This is a genomic window from Nonomuraea sp. IBHARD001 (assembly GCF_056106265.1).
In genome coordinates this window covers 6,430,080-6,442,726 of record NZ_JBWBBW010000002.1, presented here as the reverse complement: position 1 = coordinate 6,442,726, position 12,647 = coordinate 6,430,080, and the positions used below count along the sequence as shown (strand labels likewise).

Below are 12,647 nucleotides of genomic sequence, written 5' to 3'. Positions count from 1 at the left end.
GGGAGTCCTCCAGGTTTATGGGCGGTGGCCGGTCAGGCTGATGAAGACCTCGTCGAGGGTGGGGCGGCGCAGGGCGATGTCGTCGGCGGCGATGCCGGCCTCGTCCAGTGCGCGTACGACCTCCGACAGCGTGGGGACCAGGTCGTGCACGGGGCCACTGGCCCGGCGCGCCTCGGCGTCGATCTCGGCCTCGGCGCCGGTGACCCGTTCGATGATCTTGGCGATCTCCGGCAGGTCGGCGGGGGCCGCGACCACGTCCAGCTGGCTGCCGCCCACCCGCCGCTTGAGCTCGTGCGGCGTGCCTTCGGCGATCACCCTGCCGCTGTCGATGACCGAGACGTTGTCGGCGAGGCGGTCGACCTCGTCGAGGTAGTGGCTGGTCAGCACCACGGTGGTGCCGCCCTGCACCAGGGACCTGACCGAGTCCCACACCTCGGTGCGGTGGCGTGGGTCCAGGCCGGTGGTGGGCTCGTCGAGGAAGAGCACCTGGGGGGTCATGACGAACCCGGCCGCCAGGTCCAGGCGCCTGCGCATGCCGCCCGAGTACTGCTTGATCGGCCGGTCGGCGGCCTCGGTCAGATTGAACCTCTCCAGCAGCTCCTGCGCCCTGCGCCTGGCCTCCTTCTTGCCCAGGTGGTAGAGGCGGCCGAACATCGTCAGGTTCTCCCTGCCGCTGAGCGCCTCGTCGACGGCCGGGTTCTGGCCGGTCAGGCCGATGCGGAAGCGCACCTCGGCGGCGTCGCGGCGCACGTCGAACCCGGCCACCTCGGCCCTGCCGCCGTCGCTGCGCAGGAGGGTGGCCAGGATTCTGACGGCCGTTGTCTTGCCCGCCCCGTTGGGCCCGAGCAGCCCGTGCACCGTGCCCTCGGGGACCGCGAGGTCGAAGCCGTCGAGCGCCTGGGTCGTGCCGAAGCGTTTGGTGAGTCCTTCGGCGAACACTGCGAGTGCCATGCGCGCTCCTTAACTGGGTACGGTGTACTCCATTTCGATCGGGGTACACCGTACCCAGTTGTAGGATCGGCTTCAAATGATTTCCGAAAGCCCAGATCCCAAGCGCAGTCTCGATCTCCTGTGGGGCGTCACCGGACGCCCGAGCAGGGGGCCGAAACCCGGCCTCACCCTCGACCGGATCGTCGAGGCCGCCATCGCGCTCGCCGACGCCGACGGGGTGACGGCACTGTCCATGCGCAAGGTCGCCGACAAGCTCGGCGTCGGCACCATGACGCTCTACCGCTACGTGCCGGGCAAGGGCGAGCTGGTCGAGCTCATGTACGACCGGGTGCACGCGCGTCTGGGCGAGCCGTCGCCCGAGCCGACCTGGCGGGAGAAGGTGCTGGCCAGGGCCCGCGCCGAGCGCGATCTCTATCTGGAGCACCCCTGGACGCTGCTCGTCGTCGTCGACCGGGCGCCGCTCGGCCCCAACGTGATCGGCTCGTACGAGCAGTTCCTGCGCTGCTTCACCGGCATCGGCCTGCGCCCCGAGCAGATGGTCGGCGCGGTCGGCCTCATCACCGCCTACGTGCGCGGCCAGGCCAGACGGCCGGTCGAGGAGGCCGAGGCGGCCCGGGCCAGCGGAGTGAGCACGGCCGACTTCTGGGCGGCGCGCTCCGACTTCTGGGAGACCTACTTCGACGTCGGGCGATTCCCCACGATGACGATGATCTGGGAGAACGGCGGTTTCGAGAGCGAGTGCGACGAGTTCGAGTTCGGCCTGTCCAGGGTGCTCGACGGCATCCAGGTGATGATCGACGCGACCGAGCCGTTTGCGCCTTCGGGCGAAGGGTGCGTATAGTCGGCGTTCGTCGAGCGGCACTCTATCTGGGAGGTGAGGACCATGCGGGTTGTTCTGGTGAGCCTGCCGTCCATCAGCCTCCGGGTGTCCGTCTGAGCCACCCGGGATCTTCCCAAAGGGTGTCACTGCGTTGTCCGAACAACTTTCTCTTCTCGGCTGGACCGAATCTCTCGCCGCCGAGCTGCCTTCAGGATCTGTCGCGGGCCGCGTCGCCCGTGTCGACCGCGGCGCCGCCGAGGTCATCACCGAAGACGGCCTGCACCAGGCCAGATACTCCTCCCACGTCCGCAGGGCCGCGGCCGACGACCCGGTCGCGCTGCCGTGCGTGGGCGACTGGGCGGCGCTGCGGCTGCTGCCCGAAGGGCGCTACGAACTCGACGCCGTGCTGCCGCGTACCTCGGCCTTCGTCAGGGGCGGGGTCAGCCGGACCTCGCGCGGCGGCCTGTCGGGCGACGGCCAGGGGCAGGTGCTGGCCGCCAATGTCGACATCGTCTTCGTCGCCGAACCGTCCATGCACTCCACCGACTTCGCCGACCTCGGTCGTATCGAACGGCTCGTCGCCCTGGCCTGGGAGAGCGGCGGCACGCCCGTCGTGCTCGTGACCAAGGCGGACCTGTTCGAGCACGGCCTGGCCGACCTGCTGAGCGACGTCGAGGCCGCCGCGCCCGGCGTCGACGTGCACGCGGTGTCGTCGATCAGGGGCGAGGGCGTCGCGGTCGTCCGCTCCTACCTGGCGGGCTCGCGCACCGCCGTCGTGCTCGGGCCCTCGGGCGCGGGCAAGTCCACGCTGGTCAACGCGCTGGCCGAGGACGGCCTCATGGAGACCCAGCAGGTACGCGCCGCCGACGGGCGGGGCAGGCACACCACCGTGCACAGGGAGCTCATCCCGCTGCCCGGCGGCGGCCTGATCATCGACACGCCCGGTATCAGGCGGGTCGGCCTGTACGAGATGACCGACGGGGTCGACCTGGTCTTCTCCGACATCGAGCAGCTGGCCAGGCAGTGCAGGTTCGACGACTGCGGCCACGCGGGCGAGCCGGGCTGTGCGGTCACGGCCGCCGTGGAGAGCGGTGAACTGCAGGAACGCCGGCTGGAGAGCTGGTACAAACTGCAGCGCGAGGCCGCCTGGATGGCGGGCCGCACCGACGCCAGGCTCCGCAAGGAACAGCAGAACAAGTGGAAGATCATCCACAAGGAGATGCGCCGATCGGGCCGCAGCCGTCCCTGACGGCCCTCGCCTGGGTATGAAGGGGTCATGGGTCCCCTCCGGCTGCCGTTCGCCGATCGGGCGGCGGCCGGAGAGCTGCTCGCCGAGCGGCTGCTGTGGGCCGGAGACCCGATCGTCCTGGCCCTGCCGAGAGGCGGGGTGGCGGTCGCCGAGCCGATCGCCCGCAGGCTGGGCGGCCGGCTCGACGTCCTGGTCACCAGGAAGATCGGCTATCCGCCCGAGCCCGAACTGGGGCTCGGCGCGGTGGCCGAAGGCGGCGAGCCGGTGTTCGACCTCGCCCTGCTGGCCCAGTTCGGGCTGCGGCCTTCCGACCTGGCCTCGGTCGTGGCGGCCGAGCTCGCCGAGCTGGCCAGGCGCGTCGCCGTCTACCGCGGGCGGCGGGCGCTGCCGGTCCTCACCGGCAGGCAGGTGATCGTCGTGGACGACGGCCTGGCGACCGGCGTGACGGCACGAGCCGCCCTGCGTGCCGTACGGCGGGCGGGCCCGGCGCACGTGACGCTCGCCGTACCCGTCGGGGCGTGGGAGAGCGTGGCGGCGATGCGGGCCGAGGCGGACGAGGTCGTGGTGCTTGCGGCGCCGCGCGATTTCCGTGCCGTCGGGCACTGGTACGCGCATTTCGGCCAGCTCGCCGACGACGACGTCCTGACCCTGCTGAACCGCGCGATCTGACCCCCTTCCATAGCTACGCAAACGAACCGAATCATTACTGTACGGCGAGGCCTGATCATGGTTCACTGACGGCCTGCATGAGCTCCGACCGATCGAGGAAGGTGACATGAGTACGCCGCAGCCTGCCGGATTCGCCCCGGTTCCGCCGACAGAGGCGAGCGCCCCCCAGACCCCGTACCCGAGGATCGTGTGGATCTGGGTGCACTTCGAATCAGGTAACCGCCGGTGGAGTGTGACGGGCACGGGGGTGTTCGTCGACGACGACGCGGTGCTGACCTGCGCGCACATCTTCGCCCTCGACGGCGACCTGGATCAGATCCGCTATGTCGAGGTGGCGCCCGCCCACAACACCGAACTCGCCGCCAACGCCGAGGCGCCGGTCGGTGCGCGGCGGGCCGAGCTGGTCCAGGTCTGCCAGTCGGCGCTGCCGCCCAACCGCAGGAGGGGCGAGTTCACCTTCCGCTGGGACTTCGCCCTGATCTGCCTGGCCGCGCCGGTCGTGCACAACTCGCCGCCGTTCATTCTCGAGGCATACGAGCATCTCGGCCAGGACCCGGCGTTCCAGGGGCCGACCAGCACCCTGGGCCTGGTCGGCTACGGCGGTGCGCACGGTCTGCTGGGCAAGGCCAACGCGCCGGTCGTGGACGCCGACTACGGCAGGCACTGGTTCAGGATCGACCGTAAGACCAGTCCGGGCCACAGTGGCGCACCGCTGTTCTATCCGGCGGCCGATCAGTTCGGCCGCTCGGAGTACCGTCTCGTCGGCGTCCTGAGCTGCAGCGACGGCGACGACTCCCGCAAGACACTGGTCGCCATGATCAACAAAGCCACCAAGATCTGGATCGAACGCGCCCTGCTGGAATGGAGCATCTGGAAGCGCCGCAGGACCACCCGCGTCAACCTCCTGGACGCGGCCCCCGACTAAGGCGCCTCGTAGGCCCCCGGCCGGACGATCATCAGCACGACCACGGCCGCCCACAGCAGGTTGTAGAAACCGGCGAGCATCGACAGGCGGCGCAGGGGTGCGGGACCGGCCGGGGTGGCCAGGCTGTCGCGCTGACGGGGGTGGATCTGCAGCACGAGGAGGGCGCCCGCCCCGGCGGTGAGGATCATGGAGACAGTGATCCAGATTTCCCCCATCCTGCCCTGGACCAGCGCAAGCGCGATGCCGACGACCGGCACGACCACACCGAACACGCCGTAGACCCGCGTGATGCGATGCAGGACGAGTGCGACCGCCCGATCGCGCTCGTCCGCCTGGCCCGCCCCGGCCGGCACGCCCACCCCGGCGGCCACGGGCGCATAACGCGGGAACAGACTCGTCGCGACCGCCGAGCCCCCGACGAACACGATGCCGGCCAGCACGTGCAACGACAGCAGAAAACCTTCCACGCTTCCTCCCAGCTCCAACCTTCAGTCTGGCTGAAGCTTAGCCAAAGCTTCAGTCAGATTGAAGGTCTACCGGGTACGGCTTTGCGGCAGCGCCCGAACGCGTGGGGTGAAGCGGCTTTTCCGCCTCTCTTCCTGCCGAACGCGAGGAGTCGGTCATTTCATCGCCAAGAGTGCGCACCGTGCCGTGCGTCCGATGGGAGACGCAGGCCGTACCTGGCAGGTTCTGCGGGACAAGGATCGGCTCAGGGACGGGGATGATGCGATGGCGCGGCTTGCGACGCCGCGTGCGGCGGCGTTGTCCCTGCTCACCCTCATCGCCGTGGGGCACGGGCTGGGCGCGTACGCGGCCGACGAACCGCCGGTCGTCGTCGCCGGGCGTACGGCCGTGTTCGATCTCAAGGTGGTCAACCACGGTCCGGGGCTCGCCAGGAGCATCACGGTCACCGACACGCTGGACCCCCGGATGACCTTCGTCTCGGCCAGGCCGAAAGGATGCACGGCCAGCGGCAGGCTCGTCACGTGCAAGGCGGACGGCCTGGCCGTGGGCGAGTCTCTGACGTTCACCGTCGTCGCCAGGCTCGACGCCGACACCGCATCCGGCAGCCTCGTGCCGAACCGGGCCAAGGTCACGGCCAGGACCCGCGACCCGAACCCGGACAACAACCGCGCCAAGGCCGCCCTGCGCACGGGCACCTCGGCCGACCTTTCGGTGCGCAAGATCGGCCCGGCCAAGGTGCCGGTGACCGGTCGTATCCCCTACACGCTCGTCGTGCGCAACGACGGCCCCTCGACCGCACGCGACGTCGTCGTCACCGACACGCTCGGCCCCAACCTCACCGTGGTGCCCCCGCTGCCGCGCGGCTGCCGGAGCTCGGGGCGCACAGTCGTCTGCGAGATCGCCCGGCTGGCCTCGGGTGCGAGCACGCGCCTGGCGCTGACCGCCAAGGTGGGCCCCGGCGCCAAGCCGGGCAGCACGGTGCGCAACGCCGCACGTGTGAAGGGCGCCGACCCCGACCCCGACCCGTCGGGCAACCACGCCACCACCCGCGCCAAGGTGCCGCCGGGCCCTGGGCCGGGACCCGGGCCGAAGCCGCCGCTGCCGTTCACCGGGGTGAGCCTGGTGGGGTTGCTGAGCTGGTCGGGGCTGCTGCTGGGTGGGGGACTGGTGGTCAAGTACGCGGCGGGGTGGGGCCAGGTCTGAGCCGGCGAGGCAGGTCTGAGCGGACACGGACAGATCTGAGCCGGCAGGCAGGTCTGAGCTGGCAGGGGCAGGGGCAGGGGCAGGGGCAGGTCTGGGCGGGCAGGGGCAGGTCTGAGTCGACGGGGCCAGGTCTGCCCGACGCGTCAGGGCTGGGCCGACCAGGCGTGGGAGCCGGGTTCTCGGCGGGCGCCGCCACGACATAAGCCGAAATCTCGGGTCATGGGCGATCAGCGAGACAGGGGAGACATAGGGGAAATCGTGACTGAGCGATAACTCATGTCATAGCGTGTCGTCACATTCGGTGCACATGATCAAACCTATCGTGAGCTGCATGGACGCGTTGGATCTTGCGCGCTGGCAGTTCGGCATCACCACGGTGTACCACTTCCTGTTCGTGCCGGTCACGATAGGCATGTCGCTGCTGGTGGCGATCCTGCAGACAGCATGGGTGCGCACGGGGAAGGTCGCCTACCTGCGCGCCACGAAGTTCTGGGGCAAGCTCTTCCTGATCAACTTCGCGATGGGCCTGGTGACGGGCATCGTGCAGGAGTTCCAGTTCGGGATGAACTGGAGCGGCTACTCCCGCTTCGTCGGCGACATCTTCGGCGCCCCGCTGGCCATCGAGGCGTTGCTCGCCTTCTTCCTGGAGTCGACCTTCCTCGGGCTGTGGATCTTCGGCTGGGACAAGCTGCCCAAGAAGCTGCATCTGGCCACGATCTGGGTGGTGGCGATCGGCAGCGCGCTGTCGGCGTACTTCATCCTGGCCGCCAACTCGTTCATGCAGTGGCCGGTCGGCTTCAGGATCAATCCGGAGGCCGGGCGGGCCGAGCTGACCGACTTCGGCGCCGTCCTGACCAACAAGGTGGTGCTCGCCACCTTCCCGCACACGATTCTGGCCTGCTGGCTGACCGCCGGGGTGCTGCTGATGGGCGTGTCCGCGTGGCACCTGGCCCGCAAGCGCGACGTCGACGTCTTCCGGCCCTCGCTGCGGCTCGGCCTGGTCGCCGTCCTGGTGGGCGCGGCCGGACTGCTGATCTCGGGCGACAGCCTCGGCAAGGTGATGACCGAGACGCAGCCGATGAAGATGGCGGCGGCCGAGGCGCTCTACGAGACCGAGCAGCCCGCCCCGTTCTCGCTGTTCACGATCGGCACGCTCGACGGCAGGGAGCCGATCTACCAGCTGGAGATCCCCGGCCTGCTGTCCTTCCTCGCCACCGGGTCCTTCGACGGCAAGGTCGAGGGCATCAACGACCTGCAGGCGCAGTACGAGCAGACCTACGGCCCCGGCGACTACCGGCCCTACATCCCGCTGGCGTACTGGGGATTCCGGTTGATGATCGGGTTCGGCATGCTGGCCGGGCTGGTGGCGCTCGTGCTGCTGTGGCTCACGCGCAAGGGCAGGCTGCCCGAGCGGCGCTGGGTCTGGCGGGTGGCCGTGTGGGCGATCGTGCTGCCCTTCCTCGCCAACAGCTTCGGCTGGATCTTCACCGAGATGGCCAGGCAGCCGTGGGTGGTGTTCGGCCAGATGAAGACCGCAGACGGCGTGTCCGTCGTGGTCGGCGCCGGCTCGGTCGTCACCTCGCTGGTCGTCTTCACCCTCCTGTACGGCGGGCTCGCGGTGGTGGAGCTCGGCCTGATGCTCAAGTACGCGAAGAAGGGCCCGCCCGCCGAGCGTGAGCTCGAACCCGACGACGACGGCAAGCTGGCCTTCGCCTACTAAGGCCTACCTGGAGGACACGGGGATGGAACTCACCGACGTCTGGTTCGTGGCGATCGCGGTGCTCTGGGTGGGCTACTTCGTCCTGGAGGGCTTCGACTTCGGCGTGGGCATGCTGCTGCCGGTCCTGGCCAAGGACGACACCGAGCGGCGCGTCATGATCAATACGATCGGCCCGGTATGGGACGGCAACGAGGTCTGGCTGCTGACCGCGGGCGGCGCCACGTTCGCCGCCTTTCCCGAGTGGTACGCGACGCTGTTCAGCGGTTTCTACCTGCCCCTGCTGATCATCCTGGTGGCGTTGATCCTGCGCGGCGTCGCCTTCGAGTACCGGGCCAAGCGCGACTCGGTCCGATGGCGTGCCGGTTGGGACCGTGCGATCGTGTTCGGCTCGTTCGTGCCCGCGCTGCTGTGGGGGGTGGCGTTCGGGAACATCGTGCGCGGGGTCAGGCTGGACGAAAGGCATGAGTACGTCGGCACGTTCTGGGACCTGCTCAACCCCTATGCCCTGGTCGGCGGGCTGACGACGCTGACGCTCTTCGCCACGCACGGCGCGGTGTTCCTGGCGTTGAAGACGACGGGGGAGATCAGGCAGCGGGCGGGCGCGCTCGCCCTGAAGATCGGCATGGTGGCGGCGGTGTTCGCGGTGGTCTTCCTGGCCTGGACGCAGTTCCAGGGCGGTTCGCTGATCACCGTGCTGCTCGCGGCGCTGGCCGCACTCGCCTTCGTCGCGGCGCTCGGCATGATCTTCATGGGGCGTGAGGGCTGGGCCTTCACCCTGTCGGCGGTGGCGATCGGTGTGGCCACGATCAGCCTGTTCGCCGTGCTCTATCCCGATGTGCTGCCCTCGACGATCGACCCGGCCAACAGCCTGACGGTGACGAACGCCGCGGCGACCCCCAGGACGCTGGGCATCATGACCTGGGTAGCGGTGATCTTCCTGCCCTTGGTACTTCTTTACCAGAGCTGGACGTACTGGGTGTTCCGCCGCAGGATCGGGGTCCGCGACATTCCGGGAACCGTGCCCGCGAACACGAATGCGTGATCACGCAGTTGTCCCGACCGGGTTCGAGGTCATCGGAACAACTGCGTGATCACGCACAGATTCTGGGCGCTGCCGGGTGGAGATCAGGCGGCGGAGATGCCGGCGCTGGCGGCACGGCGCATACGACGGCGACGCTCGGAAGCGCGCTCGTCCTCGTTGAGGCCGCCCCACGTGCCGTACTTCTCCGGGCGGGACAGCGCGTAGTCAAGGCACTCGGCGCGCACGGGACACTGGCCACAGATGGCCTTGGCCTTGCGCTCGCGGATGTCACGCTCGGGCTGACGCTCACCATCGGGACCGAAGAAGAGCACGAGGTCCTCACCCCGGCACGCGGCATCATCCTGCCAACCCCAGCTTGGGCGCGGGCGGGCGACCTGCCGACGTACCTGAGACATGAGAAAACCACCTTCGTGAGAGGTATTTCGGTAACTTTGAGCCGCATTGGACGCTTTTGGCGTCACTGTTCCAACGCAGTGATGTGCCGTGATGTTCCCGTGATCAGGTAAGTGCGGGCGTGGCGTACCGCACAGGCGTGAGCCTGTCCAGCGAGACCAGCCGGTAGGTGGAGATCGTCTCGGCGCAAGCCGTACCACACGGTGCTTGGAACACCGAGGGCTCGATCACAACCTGGAACCGGACGTCTCCGCAGCGCACGATGGCCTCGGTGACGTCGCCGTCCGACCTGAAGGAGTCCACGGCCACCGCGCCGACCGATAGTTCACCCGTGTGTGCACGGACGAAATGTTCGGCGGCCTGCAATGGCTCAGGGATGCCCGCGCGTCCCCGGTAACGGTCGAGGAGGACCTCGCCGGACCGGTACGCGTTGACCGCTGCGATCGCAGCAGCCTGAGACATGCTGCCGTAATAGAGTCCGTGTGGCAAGCACACGAGGTTGGCGGCGTAGCGATCGCCGCCAACGTGTGACGTTTCCCATACTCTGTCCGGCAAGATTTCTGCCAGCCCCCGAGCGAGGGGTAGTCCAATGCGGGCGCAACACGCATTGCGCTTGGCGTGCGTGCAGACCAGAAATACCGGCTCGTCTTCAAGTATGCAGGACTCCGGGACCACTCCGGCCACCAGCGCGTCCAAGTCAAGATCGTCAGGACCTGCGATGACGGCGCTCGCCAGCCAGGGCCGCTCGCCGCAGGCGTAAGCCACTAGCACACGGATGCCCTGCTCCTGCGAGCGGGTGCGACGTCCGGGACGCCGGATGAGCTGCGGCCTGACGCCGCGCTCGGTGGCCCTGCGGACGAGTTCCGCGATTCCCTCAGGAAGTTCGCAGTTCTCCAGATGAGAGGCCCACGGCCCCTCGTGTTCGACCAGCAGCCACAGACGCGCCCCGACGGTGGCGCTCGCGAGCGTCGGCACGTCACCGGTGTGACAACCGAGCGGATGGGCGCAGCCCTTGGACATGCCTTCACCTCCCCCGAAGACCAGCTTAGGTAAGACTAACCTAACGTTTGGGGGGCGCGCAGGCGGGGGGGACACGTGGTTTTACCCGAAACAGGCCAGGTTCACTCCTAAAAAGCGCCAAAGGTGGTCAGGAGCCCCCGATGCCGGTTCAGTCCGCCAAAGCCCGTACGGCGGCGCTCAGGGCCGCCGCGCGGTCCTCGGGCACCAGGCCGATGCGCGTGCGCCGGTCGAGCAGGTCGTCGGCGTCCAGCGCGCCCTCGTGCCGCACCGCCCAGACCAGATCGGCCCGGGTGAGGCCGAGGCCGACCTGCTCGCCGAGACTTGGGTCGTTCGTGATCAGCTCTTGCACCGCCGCGGCCTCCGAGCCGTAGCGCGCCACCAGCCGCCGGGGTGCGGCGGGCGCCGGACCCCGCGCGCCGACCAGCGGCAGGGCGGCGGTCGGCGAAGGCCCGGCCGTCAGCCCCCTGCTCGCCACGGCCGCGTCCACCGCGTCCTGCGCCATCCGCCGGTAGGTGGTCAGCTTCCCGCCCACGACGGTGATCGGGCCGTGCGGCGAGTCGAGTACGGCATGCCTGCGCGACAGGTCGGCGGTACGCCCGTCGGCGCTCAGCAAAGGCCGCAGCCCGGCGAAAGCGCCCGAGACGCGCTCGCGGGCGACCGGCTGCTCAAGGACGCCGTTGAGCACGCCGAGCAGCAGGTCGACGTCGTGCTCGGGCGGCTGCGGCACATCCGGGACCGGCCCTTCGACCGGCTCGTCCGTCAGGCCGACGTACACCCTGCCGTCCGGCTGCGGCAGCACCAGGGCGAACCTGTTGGACTCTCCGGGCAGCGGCACGTGCAGCCCGGCCCGCAGGCCCGGCAGGACGCCCGGGTTCAGCACGAGATGGGTGCCTCGGGAGGGGCGCAGCTCGATGGCCGGATCGAGTTGGCCCGCCCACACGCCCGAGGCGTTGACGACGGCCTTGGCCCTGACCGTGAACGTCGCCCCGGTCAGCTCGTCGCGCAGCAGGGCGTGATCGCGGCCGAGGCTCAGCGCCCTGCACCTGGTCAGGACGCGTGCCCCGTGCGCGGCCGCGGTCCTGGCCAGCGCCACGACCAGCCTGGCGTCGTCGCTCAGCCGCCCGTCCCACGACAGCAGCGCGCCGCGCAGGCCCGTCGCGGCCAGCACGGGCGCCAGGTCGCGGGCCCGGCCGGCGTCGATCCGCGAAGGGCCGGGCAGCAGACGCCTGGGTGTGCGGGCCGCGATGCGCAGCGCGTCGCCGAGCCGGTAGCCGGTCATCACCAGCGCGCCCTGCCCGCGCGAGACGTCCGGCGTGAGCGGCAGCAGGTACGGCTGGGCCCTGACCAGGTGCGGAGCGGTGTGCCTGAGCAGGATGCCGCGTTCGACGGCACTCTCGTGCGCCACCCCGACCTGCCCCTTGGCCAGATAGCGCAGCCCGCCGTGAATCATCTTGGAACTCCACCTGGACGTCCCGAACGCCAGATCGTGCGCGTCGACCGCCACGACCGACAGCCCGCGCGCCGCCGCGTCCAGCGCGGCCCCGGCCCCGGTGGCGCCGAGCCCCACGACGAGCACGTCGACCGGCGTCTCGGCCGCCTCCTGGAGCTCGCGTGCCCGCCGTGCCCTGGTGAGCGAGGCGGCGGGAGGCGTGACGGCGTTCATGCGAGGTACCTCTCAAGAAGGACGGTCAGCTCGGCGTCGAGGTCGTCCAGCGCGTACGGTCCCGTCATCGTCGAGGCCGAGCACAGGAACGACTGGGCGGCGAGTAATACAACTCTGGCCAGCAGGACAGGGTCACGCCCGCCGCCGCGCCGCCTGATCGACGCCTCGATCAAGGCGAGCATCGCCTCGTGACTGCCGCCCCGGCGCTCCAGCAGATACGGCAGCAGCAGCTCGGGGTCGACCTCGACGATCCTGCGCCAGAGCGGATGCGCGCGCAGCGCCCGCACGCCCGCCACCACCGAGGTGACCGGATCGCCGTCGTCGACCTCGGCGGCGACCCGGGCCCACTCCCTGGTCATCAGGTCGGCGACCAGGGAGTTCACATCCGGCCAGTGCCGGTAGATCGTCATCCTGGACAGCCCCGCCCGCCTGGCCACATCGGTCAGCGTGGTGCGGCGCACGCCCACGGCGAGCACACAATCGCGTGCCGCGTCCAGAACGGCGTCATTGTGACGAATCGACGACAT

Annotated in this window: 13 protein-coding genes; 7 read left to right on the top strand and 6 right to left on the bottom strand. The window is 69.7% G+C overall.

From position 1 onward, the window contains the following. Positions 1–15: 15 nt before the first annotated feature. Positions 16–951, bottom strand: coding sequence for an ATP-binding cassette domain-containing protein (locus tag ACTWNK_RS31250; RefSeq protein WP_474308428.1), 936 nt, complete (start codon positions 949–951; stop codon positions 16–18). 76 nt (positions 952–1,027) lie between these two features. Between ACTWNK_RS31250 and ACTWNK_RS31245 the strand changes: the two genes are divergently transcribed. From ACTWNK_RS31245 to ACTWNK_RS31230, 4 genes are all read left to right on the top strand, one after another. Further along, positions 1,028–1,792: a TetR/AcrR family transcriptional regulator gene (locus ACTWNK_RS31245; protein ID WP_474308426.1), complete on the top strand. Its 765-nt coding sequence runs from the start codon at positions 1,028–1,030 to the stop codon at positions 1,790–1,792. Positions 1,793–1,922: 130 nt separating this feature from the next. Beyond that, complete coding sequence (gene rsgA / locus ACTWNK_RS31240; RefSeq protein ID WP_474308424.1) at positions 1,923–3,020, top strand: ribosome small subunit-dependent GTPase A; 1,098 nt, start codon at positions 1,923–1,925, stop codon at positions 3,018–3,020. A gap of 27 nt (positions 3,021–3,047) precedes the next feature. Beyond that, entirely contained in the window at positions 3,048–3,689 is a 642-nt protein-coding gene (locus ACTWNK_RS31235) for a phosphoribosyltransferase (RefSeq protein WP_474308422.1), read from the top strand. A 106-nt stretch (positions 3,690–3,795) separates the two neighbouring features. Further along, positions 3,796–4,614: a trypsin-like serine peptidase gene (locus ACTWNK_RS31230; RefSeq protein ID WP_474308420.1), complete on the top strand. Its 819-nt coding sequence runs from the start codon at positions 3,796–3,798 to the stop codon at positions 4,612–4,614. Here the strand turns inward: ACTWNK_RS31230 and ACTWNK_RS31225 are convergent. Then, a complete protein-coding gene (locus tag ACTWNK_RS31225; RefSeq protein ID WP_474308418.1) occupies positions 4,611–5,081 on the bottom strand; it encodes a hypothetical protein in 471 nt (156 codons plus the stop codon). The two genes, ACTWNK_RS31230 and ACTWNK_RS31225, sit on opposite strands and share 4 nt — an antisense overlap. A gap of 262 nt (positions 5,082–5,343) precedes the next feature. On the opposite strand from ACTWNK_RS31225, the gene ACTWNK_RS31220 reads away from it, so the two are divergent. From ACTWNK_RS31220 to cydB, 3 genes are all read left to right on the top strand, one after another. Then, positions 5,344–6,282 carry a DUF11 domain-containing protein gene (locus ACTWNK_RS31220; RefSeq protein ID WP_474308416.1) on the top strand — a complete coding sequence of 313 codons (939 nt, stop codon included), beginning with the start codon at positions 5,344–5,346 and terminating at the stop codon, positions 6,280–6,282. 331 nt (positions 6,283–6,613) lie between these two features. Then, positions 6,614–8,002, top strand: a complete 1,389-nt coding sequence (locus ACTWNK_RS31215) for a cytochrome ubiquinol oxidase subunit I (RefSeq protein ID WP_474308414.1) — start codon at positions 6,614–6,616, stop codon at positions 8,000–8,002. Positions 8,003–8,024: 22 nt separating this feature from the next. Continuing rightward, positions 8,025–9,044 carry a cytochrome d ubiquinol oxidase subunit II gene (cydB, locus tag ACTWNK_RS31210; RefSeq protein ID WP_474308412.1) on the top strand — a complete coding sequence of 340 codons (1,020 nt, stop codon included), beginning with the start codon at positions 8,025–8,027 and terminating at the stop codon, positions 9,042–9,044. Between the two features lie 83 nt (positions 9,045–9,127). Here cydB and ACTWNK_RS31205 read toward each other — a convergent pair whose 3' ends face one another. From ACTWNK_RS31205 to ACTWNK_RS31190, 4 genes are all read right to left on the bottom strand, one after another. Continuing rightward, positions 9,128–9,439 (bottom strand): WhiB family transcriptional regulator, encoded by a 312-nt coding sequence (locus ACTWNK_RS31205; protein WP_474308410.1) that lies wholly within the window; start codon positions 9,437–9,439, stop codon positions 9,128–9,130. 103 nt (positions 9,440–9,542) lie between these two features. Continuing rightward, on the bottom strand, positions 9,543–10,457 hold the full coding sequence (locus tag ACTWNK_RS31200; protein WP_474308408.1) for a sucrase ferredoxin: 915 nt from the start codon (positions 10,455–10,457) through the stop codon (positions 9,543–9,545). A 148-nt stretch (positions 10,458–10,605) separates the two neighbouring features. Next, positions 10,606–12,120 (bottom strand): glycerol-3-phosphate dehydrogenase/oxidase, encoded by a 1,515-nt coding sequence (locus ACTWNK_RS31195; protein ID WP_474308406.1) that lies wholly within the window; start codon positions 12,118–12,120, stop codon positions 10,606–10,608. Continuing rightward, the gene (locus ACTWNK_RS31190) at positions 12,117–12,647 is read right to left on the bottom strand and encodes a TetR/AcrR family transcriptional regulator (RefSeq protein WP_474308404.1); all 531 of its coding nucleotides are present in this window, start codon (positions 12,645–12,647) and stop codon (positions 12,117–12,119) included. Before ACTWNK_RS31190 ends, ACTWNK_RS31195 begins: the two co-directional genes overlap by 4 nt.